General features: G+C 55.2%; 15 protein-coding genes. 6 read left to right on the top strand and 9 right to left on the bottom strand.

The window, feature by feature from the left end; translation table 11 throughout:
• Window positions 1-106: 106 nt before the first annotated feature.
• From pqiC to rlmKL, 5 genes are read right to left on the bottom strand one after another with little or no spacing between them, the layout of a single operon-like run.
• Window positions 107-676, bottom strand: a complete 570-nt coding sequence (gene pqiC, locus AC6I8B_RS06715) for a membrane integrity-associated transporter subunit PqiC (protein WP_033757190.1) — start codon at window positions 674-676, stop codon at window positions 107-109.
• A complete protein-coding gene (gene pqiB, locus AC6I8B_RS06710; RefSeq protein WP_010255015.1) occupies window positions 673-2,316 on the bottom strand; it encodes an intermembrane transport protein PqiB in 1,644 nt (547 codons plus the stop codon). The genes pqiC and pqiB overlap by 4 nt, the downstream gene beginning before the upstream one ends.
• Window positions 2,303-3,571 (bottom strand): membrane integrity-associated transporter subunit PqiA, encoded by a 1,269-nt coding sequence (pqiA, locus tag AC6I8B_RS06705; protein ID WP_010669781.1) that lies wholly within the window; start codon window positions 3,569-3,571, stop codon window positions 2,303-2,305. Before pqiA ends, pqiB begins: the two co-directional genes overlap by 14 nt.
• Window positions 3,572-3,585: 14 nt before the next feature.
• Complete coding sequence (locus AC6I8B_RS06700) at window positions 3,586-5,502, bottom strand: ABC transporter ATP-binding protein (protein ID WP_033757185.1); 1,917 nt, start codon at window positions 5,500-5,502, stop codon at window positions 3,586-3,588.
• A gap of 6 nt (window positions 5,503-5,508) precedes the next feature.
• Window positions 5,509-7,623: a bifunctional 23S rRNA (guanine(2069)-N(7))-methyltransferase RlmK/23S rRNA (guanine(2445)-N(2))-methyltransferase RlmL gene (rlmKL, locus tag AC6I8B_RS06695; RefSeq protein ID WP_010669780.1), complete on the bottom strand. Its 2,115-nt coding sequence runs from the start codon at window positions 7,621-7,623 to the stop codon at window positions 5,509-5,511.
• 110 nt (window positions 7,624-7,733) lie between these two features.
• Between rlmKL and AC6I8B_RS06690 the strand changes: the two genes are divergently transcribed.
• On the top strand, window positions 7,734-8,843 hold the full coding sequence (locus tag AC6I8B_RS06690; RefSeq protein ID WP_033771293.1) for a YcbX family protein: 1,110 nt from the start codon (window positions 7,734-7,736) through the stop codon (window positions 8,841-8,843).
• Here the strand turns inward: AC6I8B_RS06690 and AC6I8B_RS06685 are convergent, their stop codons facing one another.
• The 4 genes from AC6I8B_RS06685 to AC6I8B_RS06670 all read right to left on the bottom strand — a co-directional run bounded on the left by AC6I8B_RS06685 (window position 8,844) and on the right by AC6I8B_RS06670 (window position 13,068).
• Entirely contained in the window at window positions 8,844-9,386 is a 543-nt protein-coding gene (locus AC6I8B_RS06685; RefSeq protein ID WP_033757182.1) for a cell division protein ZapC, read from the bottom strand.
• 153 nt (window positions 9,387-9,539) lie between these two features.
• Complete coding sequence (gene pyrD / locus AC6I8B_RS06680; RefSeq protein WP_010255000.1) at window positions 9,540-10,550, bottom strand: quinone-dependent dihydroorotate dehydrogenase; 1,011 nt, start codon at window positions 10,548-10,550, stop codon at window positions 9,540-9,542.
• A gap of 134 nt (window positions 10,551-10,684) precedes the next feature.
• Window positions 10,685-11,986, bottom strand: coding sequence for a flippase (locus AC6I8B_RS06675; protein ID WP_157351815.1), 1,302 nt, complete (start codon window positions 11,984-11,986; stop codon window positions 10,685-10,687).
• 101 nt (window positions 11,987-12,087) lie between these two features.
• Entirely contained in the window at window positions 12,088-13,068 is a 981-nt protein-coding gene (locus AC6I8B_RS06670) for a glycosyltransferase family 2 protein (RefSeq protein WP_497817619.1), read from the bottom strand.
• Window positions 13,069-13,818: 750 nt separating this feature from the next.
• Here AC6I8B_RS06670 and ssuE point away from each other — a divergent pair.
• From ssuE to ssuB, 5 genes are read left to right on the top strand one after another with little or no spacing between them, the layout of a single operon-like run.
• Window positions 13,819-14,370 (top strand): NADPH-dependent FMN reductase, encoded by a 552-nt coding sequence (ssuE, locus tag AC6I8B_RS06665; RefSeq protein WP_010669775.1) that lies wholly within the window; start codon window positions 13,819-13,821, stop codon window positions 14,368-14,370.
• 11 nt (window positions 14,371-14,381) lie between these two features.
• Window positions 14,382-15,335 carry a sulfonate ABC transporter substrate-binding protein gene (locus tag AC6I8B_RS06660; protein WP_031592846.1) on the top strand — a complete coding sequence of 318 codons (954 nt, stop codon included), beginning with the start codon at window positions 14,382-14,384 and terminating at the stop codon, window positions 15,333-15,335.
• A gap of 9 nt (window positions 15,336-15,344) precedes the next feature.
• Complete coding sequence (gene ssuD / locus AC6I8B_RS06655; RefSeq protein ID WP_033757171.1) at window positions 15,345-16,493, top strand: FMNH2-dependent alkanesulfonate monooxygenase; 1,149 nt, start codon at window positions 15,345-15,347, stop codon at window positions 16,491-16,493.
• A gap of 10 nt (window positions 16,494-16,503) precedes the next feature.
• On the top strand, window positions 16,504-17,295 hold the full coding sequence (gene ssuC / locus AC6I8B_RS06650) for an aliphatic sulfonate ABC transporter permease SsuC (protein WP_122889041.1): 792 nt from the start codon (window positions 16,504-16,506) through the stop codon (window positions 17,293-17,295).
• Window positions 17,292-18,080 (top strand): aliphatic sulfonates ABC transporter ATP-binding protein, encoded by a 789-nt coding sequence (ssuB, locus tag AC6I8B_RS06645; protein WP_157351813.1) that lies wholly within the window; start codon window positions 17,292-17,294, stop codon window positions 18,078-18,080. The genes ssuC and ssuB overlap by 4 nt, the downstream gene beginning before the upstream one ends.
• Window positions 18,081-18,109 lie beyond the last annotated feature (29 nt).

Below are 18,109 nucleotides of genomic sequence, written 5' to 3'. Positions count from 1 at the left end.
ATGCGACAACACTATCTTTCTGATTAAGCTAATAAAAAAGCCCCTCACCCATGTCGAAAAAGCACGACAATCGGTCAGGGGCTTAGCTTATTTATTCACATCAATCTTAATTTAACGCAACCACACTATTGGCAATCTTCTGTGCTGTCTGTTGCCAGCCCGCCGCCAGCGTTCTGACCATCGCATCGTAGCCATCTTCGGTCTGCGGCAGTACCAGGTTAAACGCCTGTTTAGTCAGCCGGCCCTGATGTTCCAGCGTCCATTCGCCACTGACGATTGCTTTGCCATCATAGCGCCCCTGAAAGCCTGTCACGGTCACATTCAGCGTATCGTGCTGCGCGCCTAAAGGTGAACCGGCTACCAGCCGGCCTGGCAGCGCCTTGCTCAGGTTAGTGATCAATGTCTGCTGCAACTGCTGATCGAGCGGGCTGGCCCAGAGATTATTCGCGGCGATAACGTATTTGACATCGCTGGTCTGATAAACCAGTCCGTTGCCTGCCAGATAGTCCGGCACCGTCACCTGCTGCACCCATAACATCGGTTGCGCTTCATTCAGCTGGCTGCTGCTGACCTGCATGGAAGCTGCCCCGGAGGGCAGCTGATACCAGGTATTGTCAACGCTGCTACTGCACGCACTCAACACCAGCGCGGCACAAAGTATCAATCCTTTATTCACTGTTTCGCCCTCTTCGGCTGGGGATCCTGTCCCGGTTTTGCCTCAAATACCAGCGCATTGCTCTTGGTGTTAAGCGTTCTTAACACCGGCTGGAGTTCACGCAGAACCTTATCCAGGCGCTGCATATCCCCCACCAGCTTGCTGTAGGCTGGTGAACCTGGCTGCAGGCCTTTCATGCTGCGGTTCAGCTCGCGCAATGTCTGCTGCAGGTCTTCCGGCAGGGTTTTCATAGCCGGACTGGCGGTGACTTTGTTGATGTTGTCGATGGTGCGTTGCAAATCACGCATCGTTTTCTGGCTCTCTTTCAGCGTACCTGTCGCTTCATTGACCATACCGTTCAGTGGCAGACTGTTGATCTTATCCAGCGCCGCCATCAGCTTCTGCTGAATCTGGCTCAGGCCACCGCTGACCGTTGGGATAACTTCATAGCCAGAGACTTTCTGCGGCCCTTTGTAAGGCGGTGCATTGTCATAGAAGTCGAGATCGACATAGAGCGCCCCCGACAACAGGCTACCGGTTTTCAGCGTCGCACGCAGGCCACGTTTTTTACCATCCTGCAGATGCTGCTGCAGATCGAAGTTCTCACCCAGTCGGCTGATAAAGCGATCCGGCTCAATGCGAATCAGCACCGGCACGCGGTAATCATTGTTCAGCGCCTGGTCCAGACCGGCTTTCATCAATGGCGCTTCTGAGACGGTACCCAGGCGAATGCCGCGGAACTCAACCGGCGCCCCCGCCTGCAGACCACGGATGGAGTCGGTGAAGAACATCAGGTAATCAATATGGTTGGTGTAGAGCGAGTCCTGAATGCTGCGCTGATCGTCAAACAGATGATAGTCAGACTTATTCTGCGCAGGCTGACCCAGCTCCCAGCCATCCGGCACGTCAAAACTGACGCCGCCGCTGAACAGCGTGGTCAGCGATCCCATTTCCACCCGCATTCCTGAAGCGGACATATCCACGGCGATGCCACTGTCCTTCCAGAAGCGCACATTGGTTGTAATCAGGCGATCGTAAGGCGCAGCGACGAACAGCTGATAGGTCATCATGCGTTTTTCGGTATCAAAAGCGCTGGTCTCGACTGTACCGACGCGATAGCCACGGAACAGCACCGGATCCCCCGGATTGAGCTGACCCGCTTTCTTGCTGTCCAGCACGATGCGAATCCCTTTGGCATCCGGTGGCGCTAACGGCGGCGCATCCAGCAGCTTAAACTGCTCGGGTGCCTGGCTTTTAGTGCCCGGCTGTAATTCGATATAGGCACCGGATAACAGAGTGCCGAGACCGCTGATCCCTTCGCGACCCACCTGCGGTTTCACCACCCAGAAAACGCTGTCGCTGTGCAGCAGTTTTTCCATGCCTGAATTCAGGCGCGCTTTGATTTCCACATGGTGGAGATCGTCGCTTAACACCGCGCTTTCCACCACACCTACATCCACGCTACGGCTTTTAATCGTGGTTTTACCCGCAACAATGCCTTCGGCGTTTTCGGTGATGAGGGTGACTTCCGGCCCCTGATGGCTGAAGTGATAAAAGAGGATCCATCCGCCGATTAACAGCGTAACGATGGGGACAATCCAGACTGGCGACCAGCGCTTAATCTGTTCCACCTTTGCATGGCCGTGATTAGTTTCCGTCAAGGCGCGACTCCTTCATATTGTTTTCGCGTACACGATCCCAGGTTAATCGCGGGTCAAAGGTCATGGCAGCAATCATGGTGATAATCACCACCATTGCAAACAATACTGCCCCCCACGCGGGATAAACATTCATTAATTGCCCCATGCGCACCAGCGCAGAGAGCACGGCAATAACAAACACGTCGATCATTGACCAGCGGCCTACAAATTCGACCACTTCATAAATTTTGTGCATCCTGTGGCTGTCACGCTGTCCGCGTCCGCTGGCATCCCAGCAAAGCCAGCCAATCGCCAGCATTTTCAGCGTAGGCACCATGATACTGGCGATAAAGATCACCAACGCCACCGGATAGGAGCCATCACCCCACAGCACAATCACCCCCGCCATGATATTGGAAGGATAGGCAGTGCCGAGGGTTTCCGTCACCATGATCGGCAACAGGTTGGCCGGGATATAAAGCAGTATTGAGGTGAACAACAGCGCCAGCGTCCACTGCAGGCTGTGCTTACGCCGTGCCTCAGCCGTGACGCCGCAGCGGGGACACTTATGCTCTGCTTCCGGCAGAATGGCCGTACAGCAGGGACAGGAGCGCAGACCCTGCTCTAAACCACTGATGCCCACTTCGGGCGGATGGGGCAGCGCAGGCCGGGGTGACAGACTGTCCCACAAGCCACGTCGATCAACGCACTGAAAGGCCCGCAACTGCAGCAGACAGAACAGAACCCATGGCCAGAAGCTGGTCTCCAGGCCGATCTCGCCATAGGCCATCAGCTTGACGAAACTGACCAGCACGCCCGCCATAAAGATTTCTGCCATGCCCCAGTTACGCAGCTGAAACAGAATACGTGCCAGACCAGTTTTGAGTCCAGTCGGCAACGGGACCCGATTGACCAGCAGGATAATGGTGATCATGCAGAAGGCCGGAACCGCCTGCACAAAGAGAAGGAACAGCGTCGCCAGACTGCTGTAATCTTCCGTCACCATCACCTGAGGTATCTGCGCCAGCGTGATCTGGCTGGTCAGCCCTGCCACCTTCATTGAGACAAAAGGAAACAGATTCGCCAGCAGCAGCATAAACAGCGCTGCCAGCGCATAGCCCGTTGGCCGTTTACGCGGTTCGTGCCAGTTGGCCGTCAGGGAGGTGTGGCAGCGCGGGCATGACGCACGGCTGCCAACGGGAATGTCCGGCAGCTTAATCATTAAATCGCATTGTGGACAGAGCATCCACGCGTTACTTTTCACTGCTGAACACATCCGTTAGCCCTGCCCTACGCGCCGTTTTTCAGTGACTCTAGCTCTTCCCAGCGCGCAAAAGCGGTTTCCAGCTCCTGCTCAGTCTGAGCCAGATTATCCAGCACCGGTTGCGTCTGATCGTGTGCCTGACTGAAGAAGTCGGGATGACTCATCTTCGCCTGCAGTTCTCCGATACGCGCTTCCAGCTGCTCCAGTTTTTGCGGCAGCTGTTCCAGCTCACGCGCCAGATTGTAGCTGAGTTTATTCACGCTACGCTTCGAATCACCCTTCTCTGCTGCAGGCTTAGAGGCGTTGCCCGTCGCTTTCGCCGGTGCTGCCGCCTTGTGCTGCCGGTAGGCGGCGCGCTGCTGCTGAGCATCGTGATAACCGCCTACAAAGGTACCAATCTCACCGTTGCCTTCAAAAATCCAGCACTCGGTAACGGTATTATCGACGAACTGACGATCGTGGCTCACCAGTAACACGGTGCCCTGATAACCATCAATCAGCTCTTCCAGTAGTTCCAGCGTTTCGACGTCAAGGTCGTTAGTCGGTTCATCCAGAATCATCAGGTTGCTGGGACGCAGGAACAGGCGTGCCAGCAGCAGACGGTTACGTTCACCGCCCGAAAGGGCGCGCACCGGCGTCATGGCACGTTTTGGATGGAACAGGAAGTCCTGCAGATAGCCCAGTACGTGGCGCGGTTTGCCGTTGACCAGTACTTCCTGCTTGCCTTCGGCCAGGTTGTCCATCACGGTGCGATCCGGATCCAGTTCAGCGCGATGCTGGTCAAAGTAGGCCACTTCCAGCTTGGTACCGGAATGCACACGACCATGGTCAGCTTTCAGCTGCTGCAGCATCAGGCGCAGTAAGGTAGTTTTCCCGCAGCCGTTCGGTCCGATCAGCGCAATTTTGTCGCCACGCTGCACCTGGGTTGAGAAGTCCTTCACCAGCACTTTGCCATCGACCGCGTAGTCGACATTTTCCAGCTCAAAGACAATCTTGCCGGAACGGGACGCTTCGCCCACCTGCATGTTGGCTTTGCCCATCACTTCACGACGTTCTGAATGTTCACGACGCAGCGCTTTCAGCGCACGCACACGACCTTCATTACGGGTACGACGGGCTTTGATGCCCTGACGGATCCACACCTCTTCCTGCGCCAGCTTACGGTCAAATTCCGCGTTCTGCATCTCTTCAACGCGCAACGCTTCCTCTTTGCCTTCCAGATAGAGATCGTAGTTGCCTGGCCAGGAGACCAGCTTGCCCCGGTCCAGATCGACAATGCGCGTCGCCATGTTGCGGATAAACGAACGGTCATGGGAAATAAAGATGATGCTGCCGGTGAAGTTCTTCAGGAACGTTTCCAGCCAGTCGATGGTTTCGATATCGAGGTGGTTGGTTGGCTCATCCAGCATCAGGACGCGCGGGTTACTCACCAGCGCACGACCCAGTGCCGCTTTACGCAGCCAGCCGCCCGAGAGCGATGACAGCTCGGTATCGGGCTGCAGACCAATCTGCTCCAGCACGTCATGGATGCGGCTCTCCAGCTGCCACAGATTCTGATGGTCGAGAATGCTCTGCAGACGCGCCATCTCATTGAGGTTTTTATCGCTGGGATCTTCCATCACCACATGGGAAATGGCGTGATAGGCTTTCAGATGCTCAGCCTGCTCTTCAACACCCTCGGCCACGAAGTCATACACCGAACCGGTAATATTGCGCGGCGGATCCTGTTGCAGACGCGCCACGACCAGATCGGTTTCATAAATAATGCGGCCATCATCCAGTGGCTGTTCGCCATTGATGATTTTCATCAGCGTGGATTTACCCGCACCGTTACGGCCCACCAGACAGACGCGTTCGTTCTCTTCGATGTGCAGTTCGGTGTTGTCTAACAGCGGCGCATCGCTGAAGGAGAGATAAGCGCCGTGGATACTGATTAATGACATGTAAGCTTATTCCTTACCGGCGTGAGTGATCAGCCAGCAGTTGTGAATTTGACGGTTACGCGCGAAGTCCTGCGACTGCGTTTTCTGGGTAATATCCTGCGCCTGCAGGCCCAGTGATTTCAGGCCATCCATGTCCATTTTGAAACCGCGTTTGTTATTGGAGAACATGATGGTGCCGCCGCGACGCAGCAGGCGCTTCAGGTTACGCATCAGCATCATATGATCGCGCTGAACGTCGAAGCTCTCTTCCATACGTTTTGAGTTGGAGAACGTTGGCGGATCGATAAAGATCAGGTCAAAGTTCTCGTCACTCTCATTCAGCCAGCTCAGACAGTCCGCCTGCATCAGACGATGCTGACGCCCGGTCAGTCCGTTAAGACGCAGGTTGCGCTCCGCCCACTCCAGATAGGTACGCGACATATCTACCGTGGTGGTTGAACGCGCGCCACCCAGACCGGCATGCACACTGGCAGTACCGGTATAGGCAAACAGGTTCAGGAAATCTTTGCCCTGACTCATCTGGCCCAGCATTTTACGGGCAATGCGGTGATCGAGGAACAGGCCGGTATCGAGATAGTCGGTCAGATTCACCCAGAAACGCGCATTAAACTCTTTAACTTCGAAATAGTCGCCCTTCTCGCTGAGCTTCTGATACTGCGCTTTGCCTTTCTGGCGTTCACGCGTTTTCATAATCAGACGGTCGGCAGGCAGTTGCAGCACGCTCAGCGTTGCGCTGATGACATCGAACAGACGCTGACGCGCTTTATCAGGATCGATGGTTTTCGGTGGCGCATACTCCTGGATAATCACCCAGTCGCCATAGCGATCGACAGCAACGTTGTAGTCTGGCAGATCGGCATCATAAATACGGTAGCATTCAATGCCTTCCTGACGCGCCCACTTCTCCAGTTTCTTCACGTTTTTACGCAGGCGGTTAGCGTAATCTTCCGCAATCTGTCCGGCGCTTTCATGACTGTTAACCGCCAGCTTATAGTTTTTCTGCACGCAATCCAGCGGACCGTTCTTCGCTTTAAACTGGCGATCGGCACGCAGCTGCAGGCAGCTCAGCAGTTCTGGCGAGGCGCTGAACAGCGACAGGTTCCAGCCGCCAAAATGCTGCTTCATCAGACGTCCGAGCTGGCTGTGCAGCGCAATCAGGGCTGGTTCGCTCTCCAGACGTTCACCGTAAGGAGGATTACTCAGCACCGTACCGTGAACCGCCGGATCGACCGGATTAGTCAGCTTCAGCAGATCCTGCTGGCCGAAGGTGAAAAGTTCAAAGACGCCAGCGCGGCGGGCATTCGCCTGCGCCCACTCCAGCACCCGACCATTATTGTCGTAGCCAAAGAAGCGCGCCTGAGTGGCAGCCGTACCAGTGCGGGCACGATTCTGCGCCTCGGTTTTAACCTCCTGCCACAACGCAGCGTTAAACTGGCTCCAGGCGGTGAAGCCCCAGTGCTTGCGCAGCAGGCCTGGCGCACGATCGCAGGCAATCAGTGCGGCTTCAATCAGCAGCGTACCGGAACCACACATCGGATCGATCAGCGGTGTCGTCGGCTCCCAGCCAGAACGCAGCACGATGGCCGCCGCCAGGGTCTCTTTTAACGGCGCCTGACCGGTCTGCTGGCGATAACCACGCTGATGCAGCGAGCTGCCGCTGAGATCCAGCGCAATGCTGGCGCGATCATCATTCAGCCAGACGTTGACACGGATATCTGCCTGCTCACGATCGACGTTGGGTCGTTCGAGGTTCTGACGGGTAAAGCTGTCCACGATGGCATCTTTCACTTTCAGCGCGCCGAACTGGCTGTTACGGATCGAATCGTTGGTACCGCTGAAATGCACAACAAAGGTTTTGTCGCTGCCGAACATCGTCGGCCAGTCCACGCTCTGCACGCCCAGATAGAGATCCAGATCGCTGTAGACGCCAAACTCTCCCAGCGGCAACAGGATGCGTGATGCTAAACGACTCCACATCAGGCTTTGGTACATAGTGCGATCGTCGGCTTCGTAGTGAACGCCTCCCTGCACCACTTGCAAATCCTGCGCGCCCAGCGCGTCCAGCTCACTTTTTAACAGCTCTTCGAGCCCACGCGCCGTGCTGGCAAACAGAGAATTCATATCGTCACTTTTTAACTCTTGAGAAAATTGTCGCGCATTATAGCGAATCGGAGACCTATGTCATAAAGTTAGCTTCTTTTGTGCTGCGCGTCGGGTTCAAGGAGAACACCATGATCACGCTTTCCCGCTTATTTATTCATCCTGTGAAGTCGATGCGGGGATTAGCGCTGTCACACGCGCTGGTCACTGACAGCGGACTGGCATTTGATCGTCTGTTTATGGTGACCGAACCTGATGGCACCTTTATTACCGCGCGTCAGCACCCGGAGATGGTGCGCTTCACGCCCGCGATTTTACCGGATGGCCTGCTGCTGACGGCCCCGGATGGCAGTCACTCCCTGATCCGCTTCAGCGATTTCGATGAGCAGGATCACCCCACCGAAGTCTGGGGAAATCATTTCACCGCGCGCATAGCGCCGCGTGCGATTAACCAATGGCTGAGCCAGTTCTTCCCGCGTGAGGTTCAGTTGCGCTGGGTCGGGCCGCAACCCAGCCGCCGGGTTAAAGCGTTTAATCATATTCCGCTGAGCTTTGCCGACGGCTTTCCGTTTTTGCTGATCAACAACGCGTCGCTGCATGATCTGCAACAGCGCTGCCCGGCCAGCGTCCGTGCCGAACAGTTTCGTCCGAATCTGGTCGTCAGCGGCGCTGCCGCATGGGATGAAGACAGCTGGGCGGAGATTCAGATTGGCGACGTGATATTCGAGGTGCCTAAGCCATGCAGTCGCTGCGTGCTCACCACTGTCAGCACCGAAACCGGCGTTAAGCATCCTGCCGGTCATCCGCTGGCCACGCTGCAGACGTTCCGTACCGCCCTGGATGGCAGCGGGGATATTGATTTCGGTCTGAACTTAGTGGCGCGCAACAGCGGGGTGGTGCGCGCCGGTGATGAGATGATTGTCCTGAAACGTCATGCACCGCGCAGCTATGGTGCCGGTGAAGTGGTCGAAACACTGAAACCAAAGCAGCAGGCGCCAGATGCCGTGACTATCACGTTTCAGGGTCAGACGTTCACCGGGGATAATCAGCAGGTATTACTGGATCAGCTGGAGATGCAGGGCTTCCGGATCCCCTACTCCTGTCGGGCAGGACTGTGCGGCAGTTGCAAGCTGAGTCTGGTTGCGGGTGAGGTTAAGGCGCTGAAACAGAGCGCCCTGCGTCAGGACGGCACGCTGTTGAGCTGCAGCTGTATTCCGGCTGGCGATGTAGAACTGAGGTAGTCAGACTGCGCGGGCGTAGCGCGGCGCGACATCCTGATATAGGGGCTGCAGGCGATCGTTCATCACCTTAATAGCATCGCCGAGCACCATGTTTTTTCCGGCCAGCGTCAATCCCGGCTGCGCCAGCAGGCAGAGTGCCGCGTTATCGCCACTCTCAACCACCAGCAGGCGTGCCTGCGTTCCCTCTTCTGCCAGCGTAACCTGTACCATTTCACCGGGACGGGGCTGCATTGCCGGAGCATAAGAGGCGAAATGCCAGCTTTTCGGCATCAGTGGCTTGAGGAAACGTGCAGCGACCAGCGCATTTAACACCAGTTCGGCGCGATGGCTGCCACTGAGTTTGCACTGACGGCAGGTCTCTTCAAAGGTGTAATAAAGGGCGGCGTCATCGACACAAAAACCCGATTCAGTGAAGGCATCCGGCGTGAGCATCTTGCGGGAATAACGGGAACGGAAAAGCATACCGTCTGCCAGGTCGAGCATCATTCGGTCGTGGCTGCTGTCAAAATACCAACGCCAGTTATCATCGGGTTTAATTTTCATCGTGTGCCCTGTATTTACCGCTGCGCCAAAAATCACGCAGAATTCAGCGAAAAAAGAAACATAAGGAAAAGCTGAAAAAGCGTGCAACAGGACAAAATATAAACGAGCCGAGGGGATAAATAAACCCCCCGGCCAATGATTGTGAGAATTGTCTTAGAGATGGGTGACGATATCTTTAATTAAGCCTGGCCCCTGATAAATAAAGCCTGAATAAATCTGAACCAGTGTTGCCCCGGCGGCGATTTTTTCACGCGCTGCCGTCAGAGAATCGATCCCGCCTACCCCAATAATCGGCAACCGTCCCTGCAGTTCCTGAGAGAGACGCTGGATCACCGCCGTGCTGCGCGACTGCACTGGCCGTCCACTTAACCCACCCGCTTCCTCAGCATGCTTAAGACCGCTCACCAGCGAACGATCGAGCGTGGTATTGCTGGCAATCACGCCATCAATCTGATGACGAATTAAACTGTCCGCGACCTGAATTAACTCTTCTTCAGAGAGATCGGGCGCAATTTTTACGGCCAGCGGAACATATTTCAGATGACGCTGTTCCAGCTCTTTTTGTTTCTGTTTGATGGAAGAAAGCAGATCATCCAGCGCCTCGCCATATTGCAGCGAACGTAAACCTGGGGTGTTAGGCGAAGAAATATTGATGGCAATATAACCGGCGTGGGCATAGACCTTCTCCATGCAGATGAGATAATCATCTTTGCCCTGCTCGACCGGCGTATCTTTATTTTTACCGATATTGATCCCCAGCACGCCGTTAAAACGCGCTTTCTTCACGTTCTCAACCAGGTGATCAACACCGAGATTATTAAATCCCATCCGATTGATAATTCCGCCCGCTTCGACCAGACGAAACATGCGTGGCTTATCATTTCCTGCCTGAGCGCGTGGTGTGACGGTGCCGACTTCAACAAAACCAAAGCCCATCGCCGCAAACGCATCAATACACTCTGCGTTTTTATCCAGACCCGCCGCCAGGCCCAGGGCATTCTTAAAGGTCAGTCCCATACAGGTGACCGGACGCGACGGCAGATTCTGGCGATAAAACATCTCCAGCGGGGTGCCATTCATAAAACGCAGTTGCTGAAAGGTGAGTTCGTGTGCGCGTTCGGGGTCGAGTTTAAACAGCGCCGGTCGGACGATAGGATAAAACATGCACTCTCCTGAAGGACGGAAGCGATCGTGGAAGTCGGTGCACGGGAAAATGTGCGCCAGAATGGTAAAGTGCTCTGGCGCAAAAGTAAATCGAACAGCGGGGATGCATAAAACTATCTGAAAATGCTTTGATCTTACGCGGCGGAATCGTTTACGGGGTGATTTTTCACCTCAGAGGGAAACAGATATTCCCGCAGGATGCCGTGACGTTGCATGATGCCAAAAATACCGAGACAGACAAACGCTTCAGCCCCGACCATCGACCATGCGGCACCGATTGCGCCAAACTTCCACGCCAGGAAACAGCACAGCGGCACGTTAACCACACCAGCGGCCATCATCACCCACATACGCTGGCGGGCCAGACCATGTGGGATCAGAATCTGCAATCCAGCCGGATAGGCAATGTTGCCAAACAGGAAGCAAAGCACAAAGACGCGCAGCACATCCGCCGACGGGATAAAGTCTTTACCCAGCAATATGGAGACCACCAGGTCAGCAAAAAACCAGGTAAAGATCACAATTGCCAGACTCAGGGAGAACGACAGCAGCAGGCTTTTGCGTGTCGCCGCAATCGCGGCCCGTTTATCCCGGCCAAACAGGTGGCTGACGCGTGGGAAGAAGGCGCTGCCAATCTGCTCCGGGACAGAGTTGGCCGCTTTACGCAGGCGATCGGCGCCGTTGTAGATCCCGACCATGTAAGTAGAAGCAAAGGAGGCGAGAATCACCACGTTGACGCTGTTGAAAAGGTTAGCGCCGGCAATGGCGATAAACACATCCATGCTGTCGGTGATGCGCTGTTTGATTTCGCATGGTTCAAAGCGATAGCGGCCAATGACTTTCATCTCCAGCACAAACTTCAGCGTAATCGCCGCGCTGATAATGGAGACCGCGCCAGGGATCAGGGCCGCCAGCCAGGTGTCCTGCGGGGATTTCACCAGCAAAAAGGTCAGCGGAATCGCACAGAAGTTACCGAAGGTGGCGATCATCGCCGTCTTACCCAGCTTCTCAAAGCCCTGCATCAGCCAGCCGAATGAAAACAGCGAGCCGACCAGCGTGGTGCAGTTCGCCAGAATAATGAAGAACAGAGGGTGCCAGGAGGGATTAAACCAGGTCGCGGTCAGCAGCGTGCCGCTGGTGACCACCAGCAGCATCAGCTTGGCGTTAAACGTTGACCAGAAGAGCTGGCTGACGCGTTCTTTGTCATCACGATGGTGAGCAATATCTTTGGTGGTAAAGACATTGAATCCCCAGTCGGAGATGGTGCTGCAATAGAGCACGCAGGCGATCGCCAGCGCCAGCGTACCCATCTGCTCTACACCCAGAACGCGGGCAAGATAGGGCAGCGTGGCCAGCGGGAACAAAAACGACGCGCCGCGGTAAGCCAGCAGCGAAAAAATATTAATAACCAGACTTTTATCGAGAACTTTTGCCATGACGCAACAACCTTATACACATTGCATGTCTCACCTTCTCATTTCGTAAAGGCATAAACAATATCGCTAAACATTTTTCAGAATCAGGCTGTTTTTCAGAATCAGGCCGCGTTTTTCAGCTCTTTTTTAACCTTGTAATGCTGTAGCGCTATAAACAGTTCAGGACGTTTGAACAATAACCACTCTTTAAAGCTCTCTGTTTTCACATTACGGCCCATAAAGCGAATAGCGTTAAGCACATATTCCGGAACAGGGGTGCGATTATAGAGTGATAAATAGATCATCAGACGAAACGAGTGCACTAAATAAGCTTTTTCCAGCGTATCGCGCCACGCTGATTTAACCTGAGAACAGGTTAAGGTGTTGTAGGCGTGCATAAAGGCATCATAGCGCTGATAGAAAAACTCATTACTTTTGGTACTGTTAGTCAGTGAGCCGTTGCGAATACGCTGTTTATAATAGACCTGATGACTGACCCATGCCTGCTGACTTTTCATAAAGCAGGAGAGCGTAAAATTGTGATCTTCATGAACGCGCTTAACAAAGCGTAATATATGCTGCTCAATAACGCGTTTGCTGATGACATAGCTCCAGGCCGCAGAGGTATAGCTGCCGTTACGCAGCAGGCCCAATAAGACTTCCTGCGATTTCTGCTGGCCGAAGTGTTCGTGTCTGACTTTTGGCGATGTGATCTCTGTCTGACCATCGCGGTAGACGCAGGAGTTAAAACAGAACAGGTTGGTTTCAGGGTGCTTTTCCGCCACCATGGCCAGTTCAGCTACCAGCCCATCCGCTACGACGTCATCCGGGTCACAGAAAAAGAGAAACTGGCCCTGCGCCTGCTCAATACCCACATCCCGTGCATGACCGGCACCGCCATTTTCAGTGGTAATTATTTTCACCTGAGAAAGATGCGCATAATTCTGTTCAAGTAAGGCTAATGTTCCATCGGTGGAGCCATCATTCACAATGAGTATTTCATTGGGCGCTTTAACCTGACGTAATAATGAATCGACGCACTCCACAATATATTTTTCAACATTGTAAGTTGGAATAATCACTGATAATAAAGTGTCAGACATAGGCAATTCTCTGCTGTTAGAAAAAAGACAATACGATTCACCCGCCAGATGCAGGGCATGACCAGAGGCGAAACGTCGAAAAGAGTAATGCGCTAATATTATGATGGCTTTCATTTAGCCTGATTATCTTAAACCGGTAAGGCGAAAAAAGACCAGTCGTAAAAATTATCTTAACGTTTCACGTGAGAATCACTGTTAACGAAAGTGCATCTATAGCCTGCGTTAATGTTAAAACCGTTGATGATCGATTTAAAATAGCCCTGTGAAGCAGACGTAACCAGATTCAGGAATCTGTAAGCGAACATCTGAAACGATGAATAAGTTCAGCATTCCTTCATTTTTATTACAGTCTTCTTTCTGCAACTAATCCTAATCCCTGAAAGATGCTTGCCGCAGATAAGCTGATTCTGTGCTGCTTCGCAGCGCTCTTTTGTCAGCCGTTTCGCTTTATTGCCGCGCCACTCTCAGGGAAAATGATTAAGCAATCAGACGAAAGCTATTTTTTCTGCTGAACCGTCTCATTTTGACGATCTCGTATCATCCCTCTTAATGAATTGTTCTGCTGCCGACACATAATTTAAGAATTATCGGAAGCGGCGATGCTGACACCTGCCACTACCGCTTCTATTTGCAGATTTCACCCTTACTTTGCCGGATAAATCATTTAAGCCCACTCTCCTGCTCTGACAGTATGAAGACATAAGTTCTCAACATTTGATAATCAATAACTTTTAGTTATAAGGAGTGATGATGCGAGTTATTACGCTGGCAGGCAGCCCACGATTCCCCTCCCGCTCAACCTCACTGCTGACGCTGTGTCAGCACAAGCTGGAGGCGCGTGGCATTGAAGTCATCCCCTGGAATATTCACAACTTTCAGCCTGACGATCTGATCAATGCGCGTTTTGATGCGCCTGCGCTTCTCGCCCTGCGTGACGATCTGGCTTCGGCTGATGGCCTGATTATTGCGACACCTATCTATAAAGCGTCGTTTTCGGGTGCGCTGAAGACTCTGCTCGATCTGCTGCCTGAGCGCGCACTGGAACACAAAGTCGTATTACCGCTGGCCAGCGGCGGCAGCGCCGGTCATATGCTGGCGCTGGACTATGCCCTCAAGCCGGTGCTCAACGCCTTAAAGGCGCAGGAGATCCTGCATGGTGTTTATGCCGAAGACAGCCAGATCAGCCATTACGACCGTCAGCCCGAACTGCAGGATTCACTGTCACAGCGCCTGGATGAAGCCGTCTCCGCCTTCTGGCTGGCGCTGACCCGTCACCACCATCCCGTTGCGCAAGCGGTATAAGGAAGAGATCGATGAAACAGAGATTAGGAAAGTGGCTGGTGGCCGGACTTTTACTGGCTGGCCTCCAGGTACAGGCCGCCGAATCCGATCCGTCTGAGATTCGCATCGGCTATCAGAAAGGTTCGGTCAGCATGGTGCTGGCGAAGTCACATCAGTTACTGGAAAAACGATTTCCCCATACCCGGATTAAGTGGATCGAGTTCCCTGCAGGTCCGCAAATGCTGGAAGCGCTGAATATCAACAGTATCGACCTGGGCAGCACCGGTGACCTTCCGCCGCTGTTTGCCCAGGCCGCGGGCGCGGATCTGCTTTATGTCGGCTCTGAACCGCCAAAACCCAAAGCGGAAGTGATTCTGGTGCCAAAAAGCAGCCCCCTGAAACAGGTTGCGGATCTGAAAGGCAAGAAAGTGGCTTTCCAGAAAGGCTCCAGCTCACATAATTTATTGCTGCGTGCCTTGCAGCAGGCGGGTCTGACCTTTAAAGACATCACGCCGGTCTATCTCACCCCCGCCGATGCGCGCGCCGCCTTCCAGCAGGGTGACGTTGATGCCTGGGCAATCTGGGACCCCTACTATTCATCGGTGCTGCTGCAGGGAAATTCGCGCCTGCTGATTGATGGCAGCTCCCTTAATCTGACCGGCTCCTTCTATTTAGCGACCCGCAGCTACGCCGAAGCCCATGGCGCGTTTATTCAGCAGGTGCTCGACACCTTCAGCACTGCTGACGCGCTGACAATCAGCCAGCGTCAGCAGAGCACCACGTTACTGGCGCAGGCGATGGGCTTGCCCGAACCGGTTATCGCCAGCTACCTCAGCCATCGGCCACCCACCCGCATTTCGCCGGTCAGTGCCGAAACTGCCGCAGCTCAGCAGCGCACCGCTGACCTGTTCTATGCCAATCATCTCTTGCCAGTAAAAGTGACGATTCAGGATCGCATCTGGCATCCGCATACCGTGACGCAATAAGGAGCAACAATGAGCGTATCCATTTTCTGGTTCCTGCCGACGCATGGCGACGGTCACTATCTTGGTACCGCCGAAGGGGCGCGACCGGTTGACCACGCCTACCTGCAACAGGTGGCACAGGCCGCTGACCGCCTCGGTTTTGGTGGCGTACTGATCCCGACCGGCCGCTCCTGTGAAGATGCCTGGCTGGTTGCCGCCTCGCTGATTCCGGTGACGCAGCGCCTGCGATTCCTGGTGGCGTTGCGTCCTGGGGTGATTTCACCAACCCAGGCAGCGCGTCAGGCCGCCACGCTGGACCGTCTTTCTAACGGACGTGCGCTGTTTAATCTGGTGACCGGCGGCGATCCGGAAGAGCTGGCGGGCGACGGCGTGTTTCTCGATCACCGCGAGCGTTACGCGGAATCCGCCGAGTTTACCCGCGTCTGGCGTCGGGTGCTGGAAGGCGAAACCGTCGATTATGAAGGCAAGCACGTGAAGGTACGCGGTGCGCGTCTGATGTTTAAACCGGTGCAGCAGCCTCGTCCCCCGCTGTGGTTTGGTGGCTCTTCTGAACCCGCCCAGGAGCTGGCGGCCGAACAGGTCGATGTCTACCTCACCTGGGGCGAACCCCCTGCGCAGGTTAAAGAGAAGATTGATCAGGTGCGTGCGAAAGCGGCTGCCCAGGGACGCACCGTCCGGTTCGGCATCCGTCTGCATGTGATCGTGCGTGAAACCAATGAAGAGGCCTGGCAGGCCGCAGACAAACTGATTGCCAATGTGGATGACGCCACCATCGCGAAAGCGCAGGCGGCGTTCCAGCGGGCAGACTCTGTGGGGCAGCGCCGGATGGCCGCACTGCATGGCGGTCGCCGCGACAAGCTCGAAATCAGCCCTAACCTGTGGGCAGGCGTCGGCCTGGTGCGCAGCGGAGCCGGGACCGCGCTGGTCGGCGATGGCCCGACCGTGGCCGCACGCATCAAAGAGTATGAAGCGCTGGGCATTGAGACCTTTATCCTGTCGGGTTATCCGCACCTGGAAGAGGCTTATCGCGTCGGCGAACTGCTGTTCCCGCATCTTGATCTGCAGATTCCACTGGTGCCCCAGCCGCGCGTGGTTCAGGCACACGGTGAAGCGGTAGCCAACGATTTTACCCCTGAGAAAAAAGTCGCCCGGGGCTGAGGAGAGCATGATGACCAGAACCCGAAAACGCCTTGCTGATAAGCTGGTGCCCTGGCTGCTGCCGACGCTGCTGGTGGTGGTGTGGCAGATTGCCTCGCAAACCGGCTGGTTGTCGACCCGTATTCTGCCCGCACCGGAGAAAATTGTGACCACTTTCTGGCAGCTGACCGCCAGTGGTGAACTCTGGCAGCATCTGGCGATCAGTAGCTGGCGGGCGCTGATCGGCTTCAGTATCGGCGGCTCTATCGGCCTGCTACTCGGGCTGATTACCGGCACCTCCAGAACCGGTGAACGGCTGCTGGATACCTCGGTACAGATGCTGCGCAATGTGCCGCATCTGGCGCTGATCCCGCTGGTGATCCTCTGGTTCGGTATCGATGAGTCCGCCAAAATCTTTCTGGTGGCGCTGGGTACGCTGTTCCCGATCTACCTCAATACTTATCACGGCATCCGCAACATCGATCGCGGGCTGGTTGAGATGGCGCGCAGCTATGGCCTTTCCGGCTGGAGCCTGTTTATTCAGGTGATCCTGCCCGGCGCGCTGCCCAATATCATGGTCGGCGTGCGTTTCGCGCTGGGTCTGATGTGGCTGACGCTGATTGTCGCAGAGACCATCTCTGCCAACGCGGGTATCGGCTATCTGGCCATGAACGCGCGTGAATTCCTGCAGACCGATGTGGTGGTGGTCGCTATTATTCTTTACGCCCTGCTCGGCAAACTGGCGGATGTCGCTGCGTTGTTACTTGAACGTGTCTGGCTGCGCTGGCATCCCGCTTATCAACTGAAGGAGGAGAACGCATGAGTCAGACTCTCTCACCGGCGCGCCTTAACACCGGCACCCCGGTTGGCGTTAACGGCGTCAGCAAACAGTATGGCAGCCGCACCATTCTGAATAAGATTAACCTGCATATTCCCTCCGGCCAGTTTGTGGCGGTGGTGGGTCGCAGCGGCTGTGGCAAAAGCACGCTGCTGCGCCTGCTGGCCGGTCTCGAACAGAGCTCCAGCGGTGAACTGCTGGCAGGCAATGCGCCGCTGCAGTCGGCACGTGAAGATACCCGCCTGATGTTTCAGGATGCGCGACTGCTGCCGTGGAAAAAAGTGATCGATAACGTCGGGCTGGGTCTGCGCGGACGCGAATGGCGCAGCGCGGCGCTGGATGCGCTGGCGGCGGTAGGCCTCGCCGATCGGGCTGATGAGTGGCCAGCCGCCCTCTCCGGCGGCCAGAAACAGCGCGTCGCACTGGCCAGAGCGCTGATCCACCGGCCCGGTTTACTGCTGCTGGATGAACCGCTGGGGGCGCTGGATGCCCTGACCCGCATTGAAATGCAGGGATTGATTGAGTCACTGTGGCAGCAGCATCACTTTACCGTACTGCTGGTCACGCATGATGTCAGTGAAGCGGTGGTGATGGCAGATCGCGTGCTGTTGATCGAAGAGGGTCAGATCGGGCTGGATCTGCTGGTGGATCTGCCTCGTCCTCGCCGTCGCGGATCGGCGCGGCTGGCCGAGCTGGAAGCGGAGGTTCTGGATCGGGTCATGCAGCGTACGGAACGACCGCAGCCGGTTCGTTACGCGCAGCAGCGCTAAAAAAGGGGAGTGTCTCAGACACTCCCCTT

The sequence above is a fragment of the Pantoea sp. X-Soil-ISGK-285 genome (genome assembly GCF_059730815.1).
The sequence above is the reverse complement of the archived record's forward strand: the minus strand, read 5'-3'. Positions and strand labels throughout refer to the sequence as shown.

What these genes read in the sequence shown, in the direction of transcription:
- rlmKL (WP_010669780.1), bottom strand. Translation starts at nt 7,623, where the DNA reads ATGAATTCTCTGTTTGCCAGCACGGCGCGTGGGCTCGAAGAGCTGTTA.
- ssuB (WP_157351813.1), top strand. Translation starts at nt 17,292, where the DNA reads ATGAGTCAGACTCTCTCACCGGCGCGCCTTAACACCGGCACCCCGGTT.
- pyrD (WP_010255000.1), bottom strand. Translation starts at nt 10,550, where the DNA reads ATGTTTTATCCTATCGTCCGACCGGCGCTGTTTAAACTCGACCCCGAA.
- pqiA (WP_010669781.1), bottom strand. Translation starts at nt 3,571, where the DNA reads ATGTGTTCAGCAGTGAAAAGTAACGCGTGGATGCTCTGTCCACAATGC.
- AC6I8B_RS06660 (WP_031592846.1), top strand. Translation starts at nt 14,382, where the DNA reads ATGAAACAGAGATTAGGAAAGTGGCTGGTGGCCGGACTTTTACTGGCT.
- ssuD (WP_033757171.1), top strand. Translation starts at nt 15,345, where the DNA reads ATGAGCGTATCCATTTTCTGGTTCCTGCCGACGCATGGCGACGGTCAC.
- AC6I8B_RS06685 (WP_033757182.1), bottom strand. Translation starts at nt 9,386, where the DNA reads ATGAAAATTAAACCCGATGATAACTGGCGTTGGTATTTTGACAGCAGC.
- AC6I8B_RS06670 (WP_497817619.1), bottom strand. Translation starts at nt 13,068, where the DNA reads ATGTCTGACACTTTATTATCAGTGATTATTCCAACTTACAATGTTGAA.
- AC6I8B_RS06700 (WP_033757185.1), bottom strand. Translation starts at nt 5,502, where the DNA reads ATGTCATTAATCAGTATCCACGGCGCTTATCTCTCCTTCAGCGATGCG.
- ssuE (WP_010669775.1), top strand. Translation starts at nt 13,819, where the DNA reads ATGCGAGTTATTACGCTGGCAGGCAGCCCACGATTCCCCTCCCGCTCA.
- ssuC (WP_122889041.1), top strand. Translation starts at nt 16,504, where the DNA reads ATGACCAGAACCCGAAAACGCCTTGCTGATAAGCTGGTGCCCTGGCTG.
- AC6I8B_RS06690 (WP_033771293.1), top strand. Translation starts at nt 7,734, where the DNA reads ATGATCACGCTTTCCCGCTTATTTATTCATCCTGTGAAGTCGATGCGG.
- AC6I8B_RS06675 (WP_157351815.1), bottom strand. Translation starts at nt 11,986, where the DNA reads ATGGCAAAAGTTCTCGATAAAAGTCTGGTTATTAATATTTTTTCGCTG.